Here is an 18,952-nt window from a genome sequence, read left to right as displayed (position 1 = left end):
ACAGGCCGCGAGGCGTAGCCCGGATGAAATCCGGGATTGGCCACACCTCGTTCCCGGATTGCATCCGGACTACCGGCTGATCCGCCATGCACACCCAACCCACGCCTCCCGGCATCCGCATCAGCCTCGCCGAGCTGATCGAGGTGCGTCACCGCGTGCGTGAGGTGCAGCTGTTCTCCACCCCGGCCAAGCGCAGCCCGCTGATCGGCCTGCACCACTCCAAGCTGCGCGGGCGCGGCGTCGACTTCGACCAGGTGCGCGTCTACCAGCCCGGCGACGACGTGCGCACCATCGACTGGCGCGTCACCGCCCGCACCCAGGAGCCGCACACCAAGCTGTTCCACGAGGAGCGCGAGCGGCCGATCTTCATCATGGTCGAACAGAGCCGTCGGCTGTTCTTCGGCTCCAGCCTGCAGTTCAAGTCGGTACTCGCCGCCCAGGCCGCCAGCCTGTTCGGCTGGGCCGCGCTGGCGCACAACGACCGCATCGGTGGCCTGGTATTCGGCGACAGCGAACATCACGAGATCAAGCCACGGCGCAGCAAGCAGAGCCTGCTGCAGCTGCTCAACCGCCTGGCGCGCGCCAACCAGAGCCTGCACGCCGAAGCGCAAAACGGCCGCGACAGTTTCGGCCTGGCCCTGCGCCGTGCCCGCGAGGTGCTGCGCCCTGGCAGCCTGGCGATCATCGTCTGCGACGAGCGCGCCTTGAACGACGCCGCCGAGCAACAGCTGAGCCTGCTGGCCCGCCACACCGACCTGCTGCTGCTGCCGGTCTCCGATCCCCTGGATCACGGCCTGCCGGCTGCCGGCCTGCTGCGCTTTACCGAGCATGGCGCGCAACTGGAGCTGGATACCCACAGCCCCGACCTGCGCAGCGCCTACCAGCACCAGGCCAAACAGCGTCAGGCCCGCTGGCAGCGTTTGGCGCAAAAGCTGCGCGTACCCCTGCTGCCGCTGTCTACCAGCCATGATCTGGTCGAACAATTGCATGAACAGATCAGTGGCCCGCAAGCAGGCAAGCGCCCATGAATCCACTCGATCAGCTGCAACCGACCATCGCCCCGCCGCCCGTGGCCTGGTGGCCGCCGGCGCCCGGCTGGTGGCTGCTTGCCGTATTGCTGCCGCTGCTGTGCTGGGCGCTCTGGTACCTGCGCCGCTACCTGCCCCGACGCCGTCAGCAGCAACTGGCTGAGCAGCCCCTGGACCCACTGCGTCAGGCCGCTCTCGACGAACTCAGCGGCCTGGCCAAGCCCTACGACGGTGCTCCCGCCGGCCCCTGGCTGCAACAGCTCAACGCCCTACTCAAGCGCCTGGCCCGTGCCCATTACCCACAGGATCACAGCCATACCCTGAGCGGGCGCGCCTGGCTGGCCTTTCTCGACAGCCGCTGCCCGGCCGCCGGCCTGACCCGCTGGATGATCCTGGTGGAGGGCGGCTACCGGGCCAACTGCAGCCTCGACGACAAGGCCATCGAAGGTCTGCAGCAGGCCGTCGCCATCTGGATTCGCAAGCATGTTTGAATTCGCCTGGCCCTGGGTATTCCTCCTCGCCCCGCTGCCCTGGCTGCTGCGCCTGCTGCTGCCGGCAGCGGACAGCGGCGAAGCCGCGCTCAAGGTCAGCTTCCTCAGCGAGCTGGAAGGCCTCAGCGGCCGTCGCGCCCGCGCCAACCTGCCGGCCTGGCGCCAACAGGCGCCCTTCGTCCTGTTGTGGCTGTTCCTGCTGCTCGCAGCGGCACGCCCGGAGTGGGTCGGCGAGCCCCTGCCCCTGCCAGCCAGTGGTCGCGACCTGCTGCTGGCGGTGGACGTGTCCGGCTCCATGGAGCATGACGACATGCAGTGGGATGGCGAAGACATCACCCGCCTGGCCTTGGTCAAGCAGCTGTTCGGCGACTTCATCGAGGATCGTCGCGGCGATCGCATCGGCCTGATCCTGTTTGGCAGCCGCGCCTACCTGCAATCACCACTGACCTTCGACCGCCATACCGTGCGCACCTGGCTGGATGAAGCGCTGATCAACATCGCCGGCCCACAGACCGCCATCGGCGACGCCATCGGCCTGGCGGTCAAGCGCCTGCGCGAACGCCCGGCCGACAGTCGCGTACTGGTGCTGATCACCGACGGCGCCAACAACGGCGGCGAGATCGAGCCGAAAACCGCCGCGCGCCTGGCCGCCGAGCAGCAGGTGAAGATCTATACCATCGGCATCGGCTCCGATCCCGAGCGGAGCGGCATCATGGGCATGCTCGGCCTGACCCCCGGTGTCGATCTGGACGAAGCGACCCTGATCGCCATCGCCGAACAGACCGGCGGCCAGTACTTCCGCGCACGCAACAGCGAAGAACTGCAGGAGATCGAAAGCACCCTTGACCGCCTGGAGCCAGCCGCCCAGCTGCCTACCCGCGCCCGTCCAGCCCACGCCCTGTACGCCTGGCCGCTGGCCATGGCCCTGTTCATCAGCCTGCTGCTGGTGGCCCGTGAACTGTGGCCACAGCACTGGCAAAACCTGGCCACACGCCTGCCGGGGGGCAAATGATGGAGATGCTCTGGCCCCACTGGCTGCGCCCTTTCTGGCTGCTTGTGCTGCCGCTGCTCGGCTGGTTGCTCTGGCAGCTCTGGCATCGCCAGCGGCGCAGCGGTCGCTGGCAGACCTTGCTGCCGGCCGCCTTTCAGGCCGTGCTCCTGACCGGCGGTCGAGTCCGCAGCAACAAGCTGCCCTGGATTGCCCTGGGCCTGGCCTGGCTGCTGGCCCTGCTGGCCCTGCTCGGGCCGAGCTGGCAGCGCATGGAGCAGGCCAGCCAGAAACGCGCCGACCCGCTGGTCGTGCTACTCGAACTGACGCCGGCCATGCTCGCCGGCGACGCCGCGCCAAACCGTCTGGAGCAAGCCAAGCGCAAGCTGCTCGATCTGCTCAGAGCCCGCCTCGATGCGCAGACCGCAATCATCGTCTACGCCGGCAGCGCCCACACCCTGGTGCCGCTGTCCGATGACCTGGCCACCGCGCGCAATCTGCTGGAAGCGGTCAAACCATCGATCATGCCCAGCCCCGGCCGCCAGGCCGACCTGGCCGTGGCCAAGGGCCTGGAACTGCTCGAACAGGGTGCTCAGGGCCGCGGCCGGCTGCTGCTGATCGGCAGTGAATTGAGCGAGACGGAGCGCGAGGGCATCCGCGCCAGCCTGCAGGACCGCCGCGAACAGCTGGCGATCCTCGGCGTCGGTAGCGTGCAGGGCGCGCCGATCCGCAATGACAACGGCACCTTCCTCAAGGATGCCAATGGCACCATCCTGGTCCCGCGCCTGGACGACAGTGGCTTGCGCCGCTTCGCCAACGAACTGGGTGGCCGCTACCGCCAGGCCCGCCCGGATGATGAAGACCTGCGCGCCCTCGGCCTGCTGGAGGGGCCGCAGGCGCTACGCGACAACGGCGAGCCGACCCAGTTGGCGGCCTGGGCCGACCAAGGCTACTGGCTGCTGCTGCCCTTGCTGTTGCTGGCCGCCTGCGCGGGTCGGCGCGGCTGGCTGTTCTGCCTGCCCCTGCTAATGCTAGTGAGCCCCCAGCCCAGCTATGCCCTGAGCTGGGATGACCTGTGGCTACGCCCGGACCAGCAAGGCCAGCGCCTGCTGCAGGCCGATCAGGCCAAACAAGCTGCCAGCCGTTTCGAAGACCCGCAATGGCAAGGCGAGGCACTGTACCGTGCTGGCGACTACCCCGCCGCCGCCGAACGCTTCGCTCGGGATGACAGCGCCACTGGCCACTACAACCGTGGCAATGCCCTGGCCAAGAGCAACGAGCTGGAGGCGGCCCTCGACGCCTACGAGCAGGCGCTGGAGCGCCAGCCCGAATTCCCCCAGGCCCTGCAGAACAAGGCCCTGGTCGAGCAGTTGCTGCGCCAGCAGCAACAGCAGTCGCAGCAGAACCAGAACGAGCAACAGCAAGAGCAGAACCCGCAGGAATCGCAGCAACCCGCCACCGGACAAACCTCACCCGGCCAGGGCGAGCAGTCCGCACAACAGCCACAGGCTCAGCCCGAGCAGCAGGCAGGGCAGCAGCAGGCACAGGAAGGCGAGGAACAAGCCGCCGAAGGCGAGGAACAAGCCGCCGAAGGCGAGCAGCAGGCCAATGCCCAGCAAGCTGGCGAGGGCGAGTCGCAAACCGACACCCAGGGCAGCGCCGCAGAGCCGCTCGACGGCGAGCAGCGCGACGCTCTGGAACAATGGTTGCGGCAGATCCCGGACGATCCCGGCGAACTGCTGCGGCGCAAATTTCGTTACGAACAACAGCAACGCCAGGAACAGACCCGATGAAGCGCCTGCTTTGCGCCCTCCTCTTTTGCCTTGTCACCCTGCAGGCCAGTGCTGCCGATTTTTCCGCCACCGTCGACCGCGCCCGCCTGAACGAGGGCGAGTCACTCGATCTGATCCTCGAATCGGACGACGCCACCGTCTTCGGCATGCCCGACCTGACCCCGCTCAAGCAGCAGTTCGAAGTGGTCAGCACGCGTCAGGAAAACCGCCTGTCCAGCTTTGACGGCAAGGCCCGCGCCAGTACCCGCTGGGTCGTCACCCTACTCCCACTGCAGACCGGCTTCGTGGTGATCCCACCGCTCAAGCTGGGTGACGCCGAAAGCCTGCCAATCACTCTGGAAGTCATCAAAAGCGAAGCAGGCGGCAAACTGGCACCGATCTTCATCGATGCCAGCCTGGACCGCGAAAGCGTCTATGTGCAGGCCCAGGCCGTACTGACCCTGCGCATCTACCATTCGGTGTCGCTGTACGACGACAGCAGCCTGACCCCGCTGAGCATCCCCAATGCCCGCGTCGAGCAATTGGGTGACCCGCGCACCTATGAAACCGACGTCAACGGCGTACGCCACGGCGTGATCGAACTGCGCTACGCGATCTTCCCGCAGCAGAGCGGCGAGCTGACCATCCCCGCCCAGGTCTTCAGTGCCACCCCGGCGCTACGCTCCTCGGGCCAGGACTACAACCCCTTCGGCCCACGTCCCGGGCGCCTGACCCGGGTACGCTCGCCACAGATCCCCCTGCAGGTGAAGGCCAAGCCGGCGAGCTGGCCGGCCAATGAACCCTGGCTACCCGCCCGCGCCCTGACCCTCAGCGAAGCCTGGAGCCCCGAGCCCGCCGCCACGCTGAACATCGGCGACTCGCTGACGCGCAACCTGATGCTGCGCGCCGAGGGCCTCTCCAGCGCCCAGTTGCCTCCGCTTCCGGTGCAGGACGTGGTCGGGCTGCGCCGTTACCCGGATCAGCCTCAACTGCGCAACCAGACCAACGACAAGGGGATGGCCGGCAGTCGTGAGGAAAGCGAGGCGCTGGTCGCCAGCCAGGGCGGCCGCATCAGCCTGCCCGCCGTGCAGCTGCACTGGTGGAACACCGAGACCGATCAACTGGAAACCGCCAGCCTGCCCGCCCGCGAGCTGCAGGTCGCACACAACCCCAGCCTCGACGTGGAAACGCCGACCAGCGACGCGGGTGAACTGCCTGCAGGCGACGCCCCACTGCTCTGGCCCTGGCAGCTGGCCAGCCTGCTGCTGAGCCTGACGACCCTGCTCGGCTTCGGTCTGTGGTGGCGCGCCCGCCGTCAGCCCGCGATTCTGCCAACCGCACAGAGCGGCCCGAGCCCACGCACCCTGCTCGATGACATCAAACGCGCCTGCCTGGCCAACGACAGCCAGGCCAGCCGTCAGGCCATCGATGCCTGGGCCCGCCAGCAACCGGAAACCCTGGCCGACATGGCCGAACGCTTCCAGCCGCTGTCCGAAGCCCTCGACGACCTCAACGGCACCCTGTACAGCGAAAGCGGCCATCAGTGGCAAGGCGAAAGTCTGTGGAAAGCCATCCGCAGCCTGCCACCGCTCGAGGCCGCGGCCAGCCCGCAGGAAACCAGCCCGCTGCCTCCGCTGTATCCACGCTGACCGCCTGTTCGGCAGCACAGGGCATTGCACGCCAGGAAGAACGACAATGAGCAACCTCAGTAGCGTGGAACTCAAGACTTTCGTGCCGGCCAAGGACTTCGCTCGCTCCCGGGATTTCTACCAGGCCCTGGGCTTCAACCTGCGTTGGAGCGACGACAACATGGCCTATATGCACCACGGTAGCTGCAGCTTCATGCTGCAGAACTTCTATGTGCGCGAGCAGGCGGAAAACTTCGTCATGCACCTGCTGGTGGAAGACGTGGCGTCATGGCACCGCCACCTCAGCGAAACCGGCTTGGCGGAGCACTTTTCAGTACGGATGGGCGAGTTGGTGGATCAGCCCTGGGGAATGCGCGAGTTCGTGCTGTTCGATCCCAGCGGTGTGCTCTGGCATATCGCACAGAACACCTGAGTGCAGCGCACCCGCGCTTACTCCGGCAGCAGCCCGATCGGGAAGAACTCACCGTTGCTCCACACGCCCAGCCAGAGCGTGCCGGCGATTTCCCGCTGTACCGCCAGCTCGACCAGTTGGTAGAACACGTTGCGGTGTACCAGCGCCTCCAGGTTGCTGCGCACATGCAGATAAGGTGACGGCTCCTGGGTCTGCGGGTCGAGCTCTACCCGCAGTGGATGCTCGGCCCCGGCCACGACTTCGTCCTCGACATTGGTGGTGAAACGCAGCACTTGGCCGTCACCTTCGCCCTCCACCTGTAGGCTCACTGCCACGAACGGCGCGTCGTCGACAGTGATGCCGACCTTCTCCACCGGGGTGATCAGGAAATACTTGTCGTCGTCGCGGCGGATGATGGTGGAGAACAGTTTGACCATCGGCTTGCGTCCGATCGGCGTGCCCAGGTAGTACCAGGTGCCATCGCGGGCGATGCGCATGTCGATGTCGCCGCAGAAGTCCGGATTCCACAGATGCACCGGCGGCAGGCCCTTGCCTTCGCTTTTGGGGATCTGTGCCAGCAGGCCGCCGGCCTTGTCTGCATCGCTCATGCTGTTCTCCTTGCCGCCCGCAGCGCCGATCAGCGCTCGCTCACCCCGAGCAGGGTACGGGCGTATTGTTCGAATGGCGCGCGCAGCTGATCTGCGGGCTGGTTGTCATACAGCGTCAGAAAGCCGCCGCGATTGCGAATACGGGCAGTATCCACCAGATAACGGGTGCCGACCTCGATCAGCATCAACTGGATCACCCCGCTGTCGATGCCCAGGCGATCCAGAGCCTCCTCGTCTTCCCACTCCTCGACCGTGCCAATGCGGTCGTCGGCATCGGCAAAGCGGGTGTACAGCAGGTAATGGGCGCCGGCTTCGCGGGCTTCGATCATGGCCTGATCCAGCCCCAGCGGGTGGGGCGAGCGGCGGACCAGCGGAAAGTATTCGACAAAGGCCTTGAAGGCCTCATCGGCCACTACATTGGGCCGAGGCTTGGCACCGCCTGGCGGCTCGTAGAAGGCCTGGGCGATAAACACGAAGGAATCGGCCTGCAGGCGCCAGGAGGCCGAGCGGCGAGTCTCGCTGTGGTCCAGCACCCCCACATCGCGCAGGTGGTATTCGGCGCCGGCGGCCAGGTCGCTGGTCTTCATGCAGCCACCCAGCGCTCCCAGCACCAGCAGCAGAATCAAGCTACGCATTGCATTTCCTCCCGTGCCGGTGACGGAAAACCGGCAGATGGGTAGTCATAGCAGCTTCCAGGCCAACGCGGCACGCGTTACAGCCCGCGCTGCCATTCCTGGCGCAGCCGGGCCTGCTCGGGACGCTCGATGGCCTGGCGCACCTGGGCCAGCAGCCGTGCCTTGTCTGCGCCCAAGTTGCCCTTGAGCACCAGGTAATTGGAGGCATGATCGCTGCGGAACACCGTATCCTGCAGCTCCAAGCCCTGCAGCAGCCGCTCCACCTCGTGGAACAGGGCCTGCTGGTCGAGCGGCTGGAAGTTCTCGAACCCCGAGCGGAAACGCGCCTCGCCCTGCGGGAAACTGACCACCAGAGTCGAGAGAAACTCCGGCTGCGCAGCGTTCATCAGGCGCGCCGAATTGTCGGCATGCTGCTCGCTAAGCGCCTTGCCGCCGAGACCATTGAGGATCATCACCGAGCGCGTGATGCCGGCCTGGCCCAGCTTGTCCAGGGCACTGAGGCTGGACGCGTAGGTCTCACCCTTGTTGACCCGCTCCAGCACTTCGTCATCACCCGACTCGCAACCGACATAGGCCATCTTCAGCCCGGCGTCGGCCAGTTCCTTGAGTTCCTCCACCGACTTTTTGCGCAGGTTGCGCGGCAGGCAGTAGCTGGAGACCCGCTCGACCTCGGGCATGTGCTCGCGGATAGCGTTGAGGATGTTCAGCAAACGTCGCGTCGGCAGCACCAGCGCATCGCCGTCGGCGAGAAATACCCGCTGTACGATCAGACGCTCGCCGGCGCGACGAATCTCGTCGAGCACCTGGGCCTCGTCGCGGGCGCGGAATTTCTTTTGCGGCTGCGTGTACATCTCGCAGAAGGTACAGCTGTTCCACGAGCAGCCGTTGGTGACCGGCAGGATCAGCGAGTGGGCTTCGCTCGGCGGCCGGAACACCGGCTCGATATAGGCAATGGGGAATTCGGCAGACATGGTTTCGTATATGTCGGTGGGCAGCAATCAGCCGCCGATGATTTTCATGATGGTGGTGCCGCCCGCAAAAGCAATGTCCTGCTTGTCCGCCAGGGCTCGCATCAACAAGCGTTGCAGCGCAGGCAAAGCCTGGTGCCGAGGCTTGTCGAGCAGGTCGCCGACATAGTGGCGATTACTCGACGACAGACAGCCATGCAGCCACCCCGTGGACGACAGACGCAGGCGCGAGCAGGTTCGGCAAAAAGGCACGCTCTCGTTGGCAATCACCCCGAAGAAGCCGCGCCCGGGAATTTCGTAGCGCAGCGCGGTGGCATCCACCGGCGCCGCAGCCTGGATGTACTCGTAACGGCTGGCCACGGTTTCCAGCAAATCCGCCATGCAATAGAACTGCTGCTGGAAACTGGCACCATCGCGGGCCAGATGGCCCATGCGCATCAACTCGATGAAGCGCAGCTCGAAGCCACGCTCCAGGCAGTAGTCGAGCAGCGGCAGTACCTGCTCGTGGTTTTGTCCGCGCAGCGGCACCATGTTGACCTTGATCTTCAGCCCGGCGGCTCGCGCTTCCTCCAACCCCTGCAGCACGGTCGGCAGATCACCGCCACGGGCGATGCGCTTGAAGTCGTCGGGATCGAGAGTGTCCAGTGAGACGTTGATGCGTTTGATGCCGCATTCGAGCAGCAGCGGCAGTTTGCGCGCAAGCAACTGGCCGTTGCTGGTCAGGCTGATGTCCTGCAGACCCAGGCGAGCAACCTCACGCAGAAAATGATCAAGCTTGGGGCTGACCAGCGGCTCGCCGCCGGTGATACGCAAGCGCTCGATGCCGGCGGCTTCGATCAAGTAGGCCACGCCACGCACCATGGCCTCGGCCGACAACTCGTCCTGCGCGGCCACCAGACGCTTGCCGTCCGGTACACAGTAGCTGCAGGCGTAGTTGCAGGCGGCGGTCAGGCTGACGCGCAGGTTGCGAAAGCGACGGCCCTGGCGGTCAACGATCATGGTGCGGCTCCGGAGCATTCATGCCCGAAGTATATGCCCGCCGCTGCCGCTGATAGGTGCATCATTGGCGGGCTGAATGGCACCTCAGGCGCCCGGTGCCTCGCCATCGCGCTTGCGCTTGTTGCCCATGCGCACGCCGATGTCCATGAGGAACTGGAAGAAGCCATCCTGGTCTTCCAGCACGCTGCTCCAGAACGGCGAGTGGTACAGCGCCACGGCGCCGTGCACGAGCGCCCAGGCCGCACAGTAGTGGAAGTAAGGCGGTACGTTCTCCAGCTTGCCTTCCTCGATACGCCCCTTGATCAGGTGGGTCAGGCGCTCGAAGTTGGAGGCGCGGATCTTGTGCAGCTGCTCGATCATCTCCGGCACCTGGTTGCCCTTGACCACCTTTTCCTCCAGGCGGTCGAACAGGCGGTAGCGCTGCGGATCGCGCATGCGGAACTCGAAGTAGGCACGCGACAGCGCTTCCTTGTCGCGAGCCACATCCTCGGAGTGGAACAGCGAGTTGAGGTCACGCTCGTAGTCCAGCATCAGGCGCAGGTAAACCTCGGCCTTGGACTTGAAGTGCTTGTAGATGGTGCCTTTGCCGATACCGACTGCGTCGGCGATCATCTCGACAGTGACGCTGTCTTCACCCTGTTCAAGGAAGAGCTTGAGCGCGGTATCGAGAATTTCCTGTTCGCGACGGCGGAATTCACGGACTTTGCGAGGTTCTTTGTTCATAAGGTGACTGCAGGATGGAAAATCGAAGCGCGTTATTATGCCTATCCAGTCCGAAAATGCACGGATCATCGGCGCCATGTTCACAATAAGCGACGAATTCCCTCTAGTAGAGGGCCTCTGCTATCTCAACCACGCCGCCGTGGCGCCCTGGCCAAAGCGCGCCAGCGAGGCCGTCATGGCCTTCGCCCGGGAAAACGTGGGCCTCGGTGCCCGCGACTACCCACAGTGGCTGACGGTCGAGCGGCGCCTGCGCGAACGCCTGATGCGCCTGCTCAACGCCCCCTCCACGGGCGACATCGCCCTGGTCAAGAACACTTCCGAAGCCTTGTCCTTCGTTGCCTTCGGCCTGGACTGGCAGATGGCCGACCAGGTGGTCATCAGCGATGAGGAGTTTCCTTCCAATCGCATCGTCTGGGAGGCGTTGAAACCGCGCGGGGTCGACGTCATCCAGGTCAGTCTGAGTGGCCACGACCCAGAAGGCGCATTGCTGGCAGCCTGCGGCCCGCGCACCCGCCTGCTGGCGATCAGCGCGGTGCAGTACGCCAGCGGCTTGCGCCTGGACCTGGTACGCCTGGGCGCCGAGTGCCAGCGGCGAGGTGTACTGCTGTGCGTTGACGCCATCCAGCAACTGGGCGCCCAGCCCTTCGATGTGCAGAGCTGCAATTGTGCCTTCGCCATGGCGGACGGCCACAAATGGATGCTGGGCCCTGAAGGGCTCGGCGCTTTCTACTGCCGCAGTGATCTGCGCGAACAACTGACATTGCACGAGTACGGCTGGCACATGCTGGAGCATGCCGGCGACTACGAGCGCAGGGACTGGCAACCCGCCAAAAGCGCACGTCGCTTCGAGTGCGGCAGCCCGAACATGCTCGGTGCCATGGCGCTGGAGGCCAGCTTGTCGCTACTTGAAGAAGTCGGCATGGAAAGGGTCGCAGCACAGATCGAGGAGCGCGTGCTGCAATTGCAGGAGGGCCTGCAGCAAATGGCGGGCATTGATCTGCACAGCCCGCTTAATCCAGTCCGCCGGGCGGGCATCCTCACCTTTAGCCTGGCGGGTTGGGACAACCAGCAATTGTTCGCCCAACTCCGGGAAAAACAGATCATCTGTGCCCAACGGGGTAAAGGTGTGCGCTTCTCCCCACATTTCTATACCGAGACAGGGGTAATCGAGCGCACGCTGGCAGTCCTAGACCAGTTGCGGCGGGGCTGAGTGCTCAGCAGCCGCCCGTGTATTCCAAATACGTTTAAGAAACCAGCACATCCAATCTGGACGATGGGCAATCCTGGCCAATACTTGGAGTTACTGGTGCGCGGCATCTCCCCCCAAGTGCCCCGCCAGCCAAGGTACCGTGGACCGCGTACCTTGTTTTTACTCCTAATGGTCTTGACCCGGATTCATCCCCCAGAACCCGGGTTTTTTTTGCCTGCGATTCGACCCAGCCTGGCTTGTTTCACCCCGCTGGGGATCAGCTCATCCGCGCCAGTGGAAATAGCCGCTTGAAATTCGCCGTGGTCTGCTCGGCCAGCGCCTCGAACGATTCGCCGCGCACCATCGCCAGAAACTCCGCCACTTCACGCACGTACTGCGGCAGATTGGGCTTGCCACGATGAGGAATCGGCGCGAGATAGGGCGAGTCGGTCTCCACCAGCAAACGGTCGGCGGGTACCTTGCGTGCCACTTCGCGCAGTGCATCGGCATTGCGGAAGGTGACGATGCCGGACAGCGAGATGTAGAAACCGATATCCAGCGCCGCCTTGGCCATCTCCCAATCTTCGGTAAAGCAGTGCAGTACGCCAGCCTGCGGCAGCGCCGCCTCGCGCAGCAGAGCCAGGGTGTCGGCACGCGCCTCGCGGGTGTGCACGATCACCGGTTTGCCGGTGGCCTGCGCTGCGTGCAGGTGCAGACGGAAGGACTGCTGCTGCAACTCGGCCGCCTCGGGCTCGTAGTGGTAGTCCAGACCGGTTTCGCCGATCGCCACGACATGGGGGTGATTCAACTCATCGAGCAGCCAGTCCAGCGCCGGAGCCTCGCCCTTTTCCAGATCCAGCGGATGCACACCCACCGAGCAGTCCACGTCGCTGTATCGCTCGGCCAGCCCCTTGACCGCGCCGGCGTTGTCTGCACTCACGCCAATGCACAGGAAGTGCTGCACGCCGCGCGCCCGCGCCGCATCCAGCGCAGCATCCAGGGAACCGCCGTGGGCAGCCAGATCAAGGCGATCAAGGTGGCAATGGGAGTCGACCAGCATGGATTCTCAATCTCTTAAATGACGAAGCGCCCGATTCGGGCGCTTGCGGTTAAACGGCTAACTCGTTTGCCTACATGGTGTGGGTCGGACGATCCGACTTCAAGGCACCGGCCAGATAGGTCTCGATCTTGTTGCGGGCGGTGTTGTCGCCATCGTTGAACTGCACGCCAACGCCTGCGGCACGGTTACCCTGGGCACCCTTTGGGGTAATCCAGACCACCTTGCCGGCCACCGGAATCTTCTCCGGCTCGTCCATCAGGTTGAGCAGCATGAACACCTCATCACCCAGCTTGTAGCTCTTGCTGGTGGGAATGAACAGCCCGCCGTTTCTAATGAAAGGCATGTAGGCGGCATACAGCACCGACTTGTCCTTGATGGTCAGGGACAATATTCCGTTACGCGGTCCCAGATTCGGAGGCAAACTCATGCACTAATCCTGGCAACTTAATCCAATTTCCCGATTCTAGCCCGGCCCGGGCAAGCTTGCCCACTGCACCAGCAGGGCTTCGAGAAGCAGAGCACCGTTCAGGTTGGCCTTGCCCAGCACTTTCTGCCGTTGCAGCAGCAGCCAGTCCTGCATGGCCATCACTTTGTGTTGTGGGGTTTTGTCGGCCAGATACTGGACGACCTTGCGCATATCGGCGGCGCCCAAGCCTTCTTCGTCGCGACTCAACTGATAACGCAGCATCAGCTGTGACCAGTCGCAGAACCAGTCGAACAACATGAGCATCGGCAGGCTTTTCCAGGCCTCGGCCAGTTGGCTGGGGCTGGACTGCTGCTTGAGCAGCTTTTTCACCCCCTCCACCACCAGTGCACGTTGCTCCAGCACACCCTGAACATGCAGGCGCCGCGCCATGAGTGGCGAGCCCGCCGCCAGGGCCAGCAACTCGCTGCGCTGCTCCTCGGTGCATTCCGGCAGCGCCTGGGTCAGCCAGGCCAGGCTGGCCGACTGACTCGGCAACGGGCAGGCCTGCTGCACACAGCGGCTCTTCACCGTCGGCAACAGACGGCTGGGCTGGTGGCTGACCAGCAGCAATACTGTGTTACCGGCTGGCTCTTCAAGGCTCTTCAACAGGGCGTTGGCGGCGTTGATGTTCATCGCCTCCACTGGTTCCAGCAGCACTACCTTGCGCCCGCCGAGCTGGGCGGTCTGCACGACAAAGCTGACCAACTCGCGCACCTGATCGACACGAATAGCCTTTTCGGCCTCCTCGGGTTCCAGCACAAAGGCATCGGGGTGCGTACCTGCCGCCAGCAGATGACAAGCCTTGCACTGCCCGCAAGCGCCCTGAGCAGAAGGGCTTTGGCACAACAATAGAGCCATCAGCCGTTCGGCCAGATCGCGTTTGCCAATACCCGCCGGACCATGCAGCAGATAGGCATGAGCATGCTGCTGGCGACTGGCGAGTTGCTGCCAGAGCTGCGCCTGCCAGGGGTAGGATTCAGCCACGGCAACGCTCCAGGATCAGTGGCAACATGGCGTCGATGTCACGCTGAACCTGCTCCAGCGGCTGCGCCGCGTCCAGTACTCGATAACGCTCAGGGATCTGAGTCGCACGCTGCAAATAAGCCTGCCGCACCGCCTCGAAAAAAATCTGCCCTTCCTGCTCGAAACGATCCAGGCGGCCACGCGCCGCCGCACGGGCCAGGCCAACTTCCACTGGCAGATCAAATACCAGGGTCAGATCCGGGCGCAGGTCGCCCTGCACGAAGCGCTCCAGTTCGGCGATACGCGCCTCGCTCAGACCTCGCCCGCCGCCCTGGTAGGCATAGGTAGCATCGGTAAAGCGGTCACACAGCACTACAGCACCACGCCGTAACGCCGGGCAAATCACCTCAGCCAGGTGCTGAGCACGCGCCGCGAAGACCAGCAAAAGTTCGGCATCACTGTTCATGACCTCATCACTGGGCGTCAGCAACAGCTCACGAATACGCTCGGCCAAGGGCGTTCCCCCCGGCTCGCGACTGAGCACCACCTCGATGCCATGCTCTTTCAAGCGCGCGGCAAGGTACTCGCGATTGGTACTTTTACCAGCCCCTTCGGGGCCTTCAAGGGTAATGAACAGACCACTCACGACGATTCCTTATTTGGGCGCAGGGCTGGAACGATAGTCGGCGCGGCGCTTGAGCTGATACTCGCGCACGGCCCGATTGTGTTGCTCCAGGTTGTCCGAAAAAACATGGCTGCCATCGCCTCGGGCGACAAAATACAGACTGCGCCCGGCCACAGGGTGCAGCGCGGCATGAATCGCCTCGCGCCCGGCCAGAGCAATCGGAGTTGGCGGCATGCCGTAGATCACGTAGGTGTTGTATGGCGTAGGCATCTGCAGGTGGGCACGCGTCAGATTACCGTTGTAGCGCTCACCAAGACCGAAGATCACCGTGGGGTCGGTCTGCAGGCGCATGCCCAGGGCCAGTCGGCGAACGAATACACCCGCGATCTGCCCGCGCTCTTCGGCCACGCCGGTTTCCTTCTCGACCATCGAGGCCATGATCAGCGCATCGTATGGTTTGCTATACGGCAAGCCTTCGGCGCGTTTACCCCACTCCTCATCCAGCACCTGATCCAGACGGTTACTGGCCTGCTTGAGCAGCTCGAGATCGCTCATGCCGCGCACATAGCGATAGGTATCAGGAAAAAAGCGCCCCTCCGGGCTGACACCTGGCATGCCCAGCTTATCCATCAGCGCCTTGTCACTCAGCTCAGCGAGATTCTGTTCGAGAGCATCCTGGCGCGCCAGAGCCGCACGTACCTGGCGAAAGTTCCAGCCTTCGACCAATGTCAGGCTGTATTGCACGACTTCCGCGCGCTGCCACAAACCCAGCAGGTCACGCGCACGCTGCTCAGGTAACAAACGATACTCGCCACTGTGCAATGCCTGATTCGGCAGGTTGAAGCGCCAATACAAACGCAACCAGAACGCCCCATCCAGCACGCCTTCGCCCTCTAGACGATTAAGCAGGCCGCCCGGCGTATCACCCGGCACCACCTCCAACAGACGCTCGGACTCCAGCTGCAGGGTTTGCTCGAGCGCACTCTTGAGCTGCCAACCCGCTACAGCGAGTACCAGTATCGCAGCCAGGAGAGCTACGGCCATCAGCTGTATTAACTTACGAATCACGAATCAGGTGTCCAGATGACTGCGAACAAGGCCCTGCAGTTTACGGGTGAGCGGGCCAACGGGCCAGACGCTGCTAGCCAGCTCACGCACCGGCCAGATGCCATAGAGGCTATTGCACAGGAAGACTTCCTCGGCATCGAGCAACTCCTCATAGCTGACGTCTCGCACGTGTACGGCTAAACCTGCTTGTTCAGCCTGGGCCAGCACCTCTGCACGCATCACCCCGGCCACCCCGCAACGCGACAGCTCGGCCGTGATCAGCACGCCATCGCGCAGCAGAAACAGGTTGCTGAACACGCCCTCAATGACCCGCCCGGAAGTATCACGCATCAAACCTTCGGCAAAAGCGGGATCGCTCCACTCATTGCGCGCCAGCACCTGCTCAAGGCGGTTGAGGTGCTTCAAACCGGCGAGCAAAGGCTGCTCAGCCAGACGCGTCACACAGGGAAACAGGCGCACGCCCTGCGCAGCGTTAGCCACCGGATAGGTCGGTGGAGGGCTGCCCAAAAGAATGCGCCGTGGCTGTGCGGGCTGCGGCGCAGCGTAGCCTCGCAGACCATCGCCACGGGTGATCAGCAGCTTGGCAACGCCGTCGCCCAGCTCGGCAAAGAACGCCAGCAACTCGGACGCCAGCAGCGAGTGGTCGAGCTCGATAGCCAAGCGCTGACAACCTTCACTCAGGCGCTGCAAGTGCCGCGACAAGAGGGGCGCCTGGCCGTTGTGCACGGCGATGGTCTCGAACAGGCCATCGCCGTATGCCAGGCCGCGATCTGCCACAGGCAGTTGCGCAGCCGGGCAGCCATCAACCCAGGTAAGCATCAACCCTGGAAGCGACGGAACACCAGCGAGCCGTTGGTGCCACCGAAGCCAAAGGAATTGGATAGCACTGCGTCGATTGCCAGCGGCTTGGCCTGATTGGCCACGAAGTCGAGGTCACAGCCCTCATCCGGCTGCTCCAGGTTGATGGTGGGCGGTGCCACCTGGTCGCGCAGGGCCAGCACGCTGAAGATGGCCTCGACCGCGCCGGCAGCGCCCAGCAAGTGGCCTGTCATGGACTTGGTCGAACTGACCGACAGTTTATAGGCATGATCACCAAACACCGACTTCACTGCGCAGGCCTCGGCCTTGTCACCGGCAGGCGTGGAGGTGCCATGGGCATTGATGTACTGCACCTGATCGGCATTGAGGCCGGCATCGCGCAGGGCATTGCTCATGCAGCGCGCAGCACCGGCACCATCCTCCGGCGGCGACGTCATGTGGAAGGCATCACCACTCATGCCAAAGCCTGCCAGCTCGGCATAGATGGTCGCTCCACGCGCCTTGGCATGCTCCAGCTCTTCAAGCACCAGAGCGCCGGCACCATCGGACAGCACAAACCCATCACGATCCTTGTCCCACGGACGGCTAGCACGCGCCGGCTCTTCGTTGCGGGTAGACAATGCACGCGCCGCACCGAAACCGCCCATACCCAGGCCACAGGTGGCCATTTCGGCACCGCCGGCGATCATCACATCGGCTTCGCCATAGGCGATATTGCGTGCAGCCATGCCGATACAGTGCGTGCCCGTGGTACAGGCAGTGGCAATGGCATAGTTCGGCCCCTGCAGCCCCAAGTGAATCGACAGAAAGCCGGAAATCATATTAATGATCGAGCCAGGCACGAAGAACGGCGAGATACGCCGCGGGCCTTGCTCGAACAGGGATTTGCAGTTGGTTTCGATATTGGTCAGGCCGCCGATACCGGAGCCCATGGCCACACCAATGCGCTCGCGGTTGGCATCGGTGACTTCCAGCCCGGCATCGCGAATTGCCTGGAAACTGGCCGCCAGACCGTACTGAATGAATAGATCGATCTTGCGTGCTTCCTTGGCCGACAGGTAGTCCTCGACGTTGAACCCCTTCACCGAGCCGCCGAAGCGCGTGCCGAAGGCAGAAAGATCCATATGTTCAATCAAGCCGATGCCACTGTGGCCTGCCAGAATGCCCTGCCAGCTGCTGGCCACATCGGTGCCCAGTGGCGACAGCATGCCCATACCGGTAACTACGACGCGTCTACGCGACACTGCAAAACCCTCTTTCTTATTGGACCTGGCCCGATAAAGAAAAACCGCACGCCTTTTCGGGCAGTGCGGCTTTTCTGGGCCGAAAACCGGCGATTACGAGCGCTTAAGCGTGCGCGGTAACGTAATCGATGGCTTCTTGAACGGTGGTGATCTTCTCAGCCTGCTCGTCCGGGATCTCGGTCTCGAATTCCTCTTCCAGAGCCATTACCAGCTCAACGGTATCAAGGGAGTCGGCACCGAGGTCTTCAACGAAAGAGGCGCTGTTGGTCACTTCGTCTTCCTTCACGCCCAGTTGCTCGGCAACGATTTTCTTGACGCGTTCTTCGATGGTGCTCATGTCTTGTTTTCACTCCTATGGAAAAAGATCCGTGCAGCTGGGCTGCAGTGTATAGAAAGGGTTTTCTAACTTTCAAGCTGAATGCCAGCACCCCCGCAAACTGTCGCCTTCTGCCGGTTGCACTTTTGTAACGGACTTTAGACGGCTTTTATGACAGTTGCTCGCAGAGGCGAGTCACATTCAGCTCATGTACATGCCGCCATTCACTGGCACCGTGGCGCCAGTTACATAGGCCGCGCCGTCAGAGGCAAGGAAGCCAACTACCTTGGCAATCTCCTCTGCCTGCCCCAGACGCCCCAGCGGAATTTGCGTCAGCAGCGCCTCACGCTGAGCCTCGGGCAGTTCACGAGTCATGTCGGTATCGATGAAGCCCGGCGCTACCGAGTTGACGGTAATGGCGCGGGAGCCGACTTCACGCGCCAGAGCCCGACCGAACCCCTCCAGACCAGCCTTGGCGGCCGCGTAGTTGGACTGCCCGGCATTGCCCATGGCGCCGACGACAGAGCCAATATTGATAATGCGCCCCCAGCGGGCCTTGGTCATGCCTCGCAGCACAGCCTTGGACAGACGGAACAGGCTGTTGAGGTTGGTATTGATGACATCGAACCACTCCTCATCCTTCATCCGCAGCATCAGGTTGTCACGGGTGATGCCGGCGTTATTGACCAGAATGGTCACGGCGCCGAAATCCTTCTGGATCTGCTCCAGGACAGCGTCGACTGATGCACTGTCAGCCACATTCAGCATCATGCCGGCGCCCTGGATACCCTGCCCTTTGAGCGCCTCACCAATGCGCGCGGCACCAGCCTCGCTGGTAGCAGTACCAATGACCACCGCCCCCTGGCGACCCAGCTCAAACGCAATAGCCTGGCCAATACCGCGACTTGCACCAGTAACCAGAGCAACCTTGCCTTGCAGATTCATGATGT

General features: G+C 63.6%; 20 protein-coding genes and 1 pseudogene. 7 read left to right on the top strand and 14 right to left on the bottom strand.

Annotated features, from left to right (window positions below; genetic code table 11):
• Positions 1-86: 86 nt before the first annotated feature.
• The 6 genes and pseudogenes from ACF8C6_RS01945 (at position 87) to ACF8C6_RS01920 (ending at position 6,340) form a co-directional block, all read left to right on the top strand.
• The gene (locus ACF8C6_RS01945) at positions 87-1,028 is read left to right on the top strand and encodes a DUF58 domain-containing protein (protein ID WP_392497751.1); all 942 of its coding nucleotides are present in this window, start codon (positions 87-89) and stop codon (positions 1,026-1,028) included.
• Positions 1,025-1,519: a DUF4381 domain-containing protein gene (locus ACF8C6_RS01940; RefSeq protein ID WP_392497750.1), complete on the top strand. Its 495-nt coding sequence runs from the start codon at positions 1,025-1,027 to the stop codon at positions 1,517-1,519. Before ACF8C6_RS01945 ends, ACF8C6_RS01940 begins: the two co-directional genes overlap by 4 nt.
• Positions 1,512-2,523: pseudogene (locus tag ACF8C6_RS01935) on the top strand (vWA domain-containing protein); the annotation flags it as partial. The gene ACF8C6_RS01940 and the pseudogene ACF8C6_RS01935, both read left to right, overlap by 8 nt.
• Positions 2,524-2,530: 7 nt before the next feature.
• Positions 2,531-4,300: a VWA domain-containing protein gene (locus ACF8C6_RS01930; protein ID WP_392497749.1), complete on the top strand. Its 1,770-nt coding sequence runs from the start codon at positions 2,531-2,533 to the stop codon at positions 4,298-4,300.
• Positions 4,297-5,928, top strand: coding sequence for a BatD family protein (locus ACF8C6_RS01925; protein WP_392497748.1), 1,632 nt, complete (start codon positions 4,297-4,299; stop codon positions 5,926-5,928). Before ACF8C6_RS01930 ends, ACF8C6_RS01925 begins: the two co-directional genes overlap by 4 nt.
• A 46-nt stretch (positions 5,929-5,974) precedes the next feature.
• On the top strand, positions 5,975-6,340 hold the full coding sequence (locus tag ACF8C6_RS01920; RefSeq protein WP_392497747.1) for a VOC family protein: 366 nt from the start codon (positions 5,975-5,977) through the stop codon (positions 6,338-6,340).
• A gap of 17 nt (positions 6,341-6,357) precedes the next feature.
• Here ACF8C6_RS01920 and ACF8C6_RS01915 read toward each other — a convergent pair whose 3' ends face one another.
• The 5 genes from ACF8C6_RS01915 to ACF8C6_RS01895 all read right to left on the bottom strand — a co-directional run bounded on the left by ACF8C6_RS01915 (position 6,358) and on the right by ACF8C6_RS01895 (position 10,252).
• Positions 6,358-6,927 carry a DUF1285 domain-containing protein gene (locus ACF8C6_RS01915; protein WP_392497746.1) on the bottom strand — a complete coding sequence of 190 codons (570 nt, stop codon included), beginning with the start codon at positions 6,925-6,927 and terminating at the stop codon, positions 6,358-6,360.
• 29 nt (positions 6,928-6,956) lie between these two features.
• The gene (locus tag ACF8C6_RS01910; protein ID WP_392497745.1) at positions 6,957-7,562 is read right to left on the bottom strand and encodes a DUF4823 domain-containing protein; all 606 of its coding nucleotides are present in this window, start codon (positions 7,560-7,562) and stop codon (positions 6,957-6,959) included.
• A gap of 77 nt (positions 7,563-7,639) precedes the next feature.
• A complete protein-coding gene (locus ACF8C6_RS01905; protein WP_392497744.1) occupies positions 7,640-8,533 on the bottom strand; it encodes a radical SAM protein in 894 nt (297 codons plus the stop codon).
• Positions 8,534-8,560: 27 nt separating this feature from the next.
• Positions 8,561-9,529: a GTP 3',8-cyclase MoaA gene (locus ACF8C6_RS01900; protein WP_392497743.1), complete on the bottom strand. Its 969-nt coding sequence runs from the start codon at positions 9,527-9,529 to the stop codon at positions 8,561-8,563.
• A gap of 84 nt (positions 9,530-9,613) precedes the next feature.
• Positions 9,614-10,252, bottom strand: coding sequence for a TetR/AcrR family transcriptional regulator (locus ACF8C6_RS01895; RefSeq protein ID WP_277692179.1), 639 nt, complete (start codon positions 10,250-10,252; stop codon positions 9,614-9,616).
• 76 nt (positions 10,253-10,328) lie between these two features.
• Between ACF8C6_RS01895 and ACF8C6_RS01890 the strand changes: the two genes are divergently transcribed.
• On the top strand, positions 10,329-11,462 hold the full coding sequence (locus tag ACF8C6_RS01890; protein ID WP_392497742.1) for an aminotransferase class V-fold PLP-dependent enzyme: 1,134 nt from the start codon (positions 10,329-10,331) through the stop codon (positions 11,460-11,462).
• Between the two features lie 256 nt (positions 11,463-11,718).
• Here the strand turns inward: ACF8C6_RS01890 and ACF8C6_RS01885 are convergent, their stop codons facing one another.
• The 9 genes from ACF8C6_RS01885 to fabG all read right to left on the bottom strand — a co-directional run bounded on the left by ACF8C6_RS01885 (position 11,719) and on the right by fabG (position 18,947).
• Positions 11,719-12,501: a TatD family hydrolase gene (locus tag ACF8C6_RS01885; RefSeq protein WP_392497741.1), complete on the bottom strand. Its 783-nt coding sequence runs from the start codon at positions 12,499-12,501 to the stop codon at positions 11,719-11,721.
• A 70-nt stretch (positions 12,502-12,571) separates the two neighbouring features.
• The gene (locus ACF8C6_RS01880) at positions 12,572-12,928 is read right to left on the bottom strand and encodes a PilZ domain-containing protein (protein ID WP_068826636.1); all 357 of its coding nucleotides are present in this window, start codon (positions 12,926-12,928) and stop codon (positions 12,572-12,574) included.
• A 36-nt stretch (positions 12,929-12,964) separates the two neighbouring features.
• A complete protein-coding gene (locus tag ACF8C6_RS01875; protein WP_392497740.1) occupies positions 12,965-13,951 on the bottom strand; it encodes a DNA polymerase III subunit delta' in 987 nt (328 codons plus the stop codon).
• The gene (tmk, locus tag ACF8C6_RS01870; protein ID WP_392497739.1) at positions 13,944-14,576 is read right to left on the bottom strand and encodes a dTMP kinase; all 633 of its coding nucleotides are present in this window, start codon (positions 14,574-14,576) and stop codon (positions 13,944-13,946) included. The genes ACF8C6_RS01875 and tmk overlap by 8 nt, the downstream gene beginning before the upstream one ends.
• A gap of 9 nt (positions 14,577-14,585) precedes the next feature.
• Positions 14,586-15,623, bottom strand: a complete 1,038-nt coding sequence (mltG, locus tag ACF8C6_RS01865) for an endolytic transglycosylase MltG (protein WP_392497738.1) — start codon at positions 15,621-15,623, stop codon at positions 14,586-14,588.
• Between the two features lie 3 nt (positions 15,624-15,626).
• Positions 15,627-16,442 (bottom strand): aminodeoxychorismate lyase, encoded by an 816-nt coding sequence (gene pabC, locus ACF8C6_RS01860; protein ID WP_392497737.1) that lies wholly within the window; start codon positions 16,440-16,442, stop codon positions 15,627-15,629.
• Positions 16,442-17,686 (bottom strand): beta-ketoacyl-ACP synthase II, encoded by a 1,245-nt coding sequence (fabF, locus tag ACF8C6_RS01855; protein WP_392497736.1) that lies wholly within the window; start codon positions 17,684-17,686, stop codon positions 16,442-16,444. Before fabF ends, pabC begins: the two co-directional genes overlap by 1 nt.
• A gap of 103 nt (positions 17,687-17,789) precedes the next feature.
• Entirely contained in the window at positions 17,790-18,023 is a 234-nt protein-coding gene (acpP, locus tag ACF8C6_RS01850; RefSeq protein ID WP_068826648.1) for an acyl carrier protein, read from the bottom strand.
• Positions 18,024-18,203: 180 nt separating this feature from the next.
• Positions 18,204-18,947: a 3-oxoacyl-ACP reductase FabG gene (gene fabG, locus ACF8C6_RS01845; RefSeq protein WP_392497735.1), complete on the bottom strand. Its 744-nt coding sequence runs from the start codon at positions 18,945-18,947 to the stop codon at positions 18,204-18,206.
• Positions 18,948-18,952: the final 5 nt, after the last annotated feature.

Origin of the sequence: Pseudomonas sp. zbq_18 (genome assembly GCF_043102245.1) — a bacterium.
In the GTDB taxonomy this organism is placed as follows: Bacteria; Pseudomonadota; Gammaproteobacteria; order Pseudomonadales; family Pseudomonadaceae; genus Aquipseudomonas.
The sequence above is the reverse complement of the archived record's forward strand: the minus strand, read 5'-3'. Positions and strand labels throughout refer to the sequence as shown.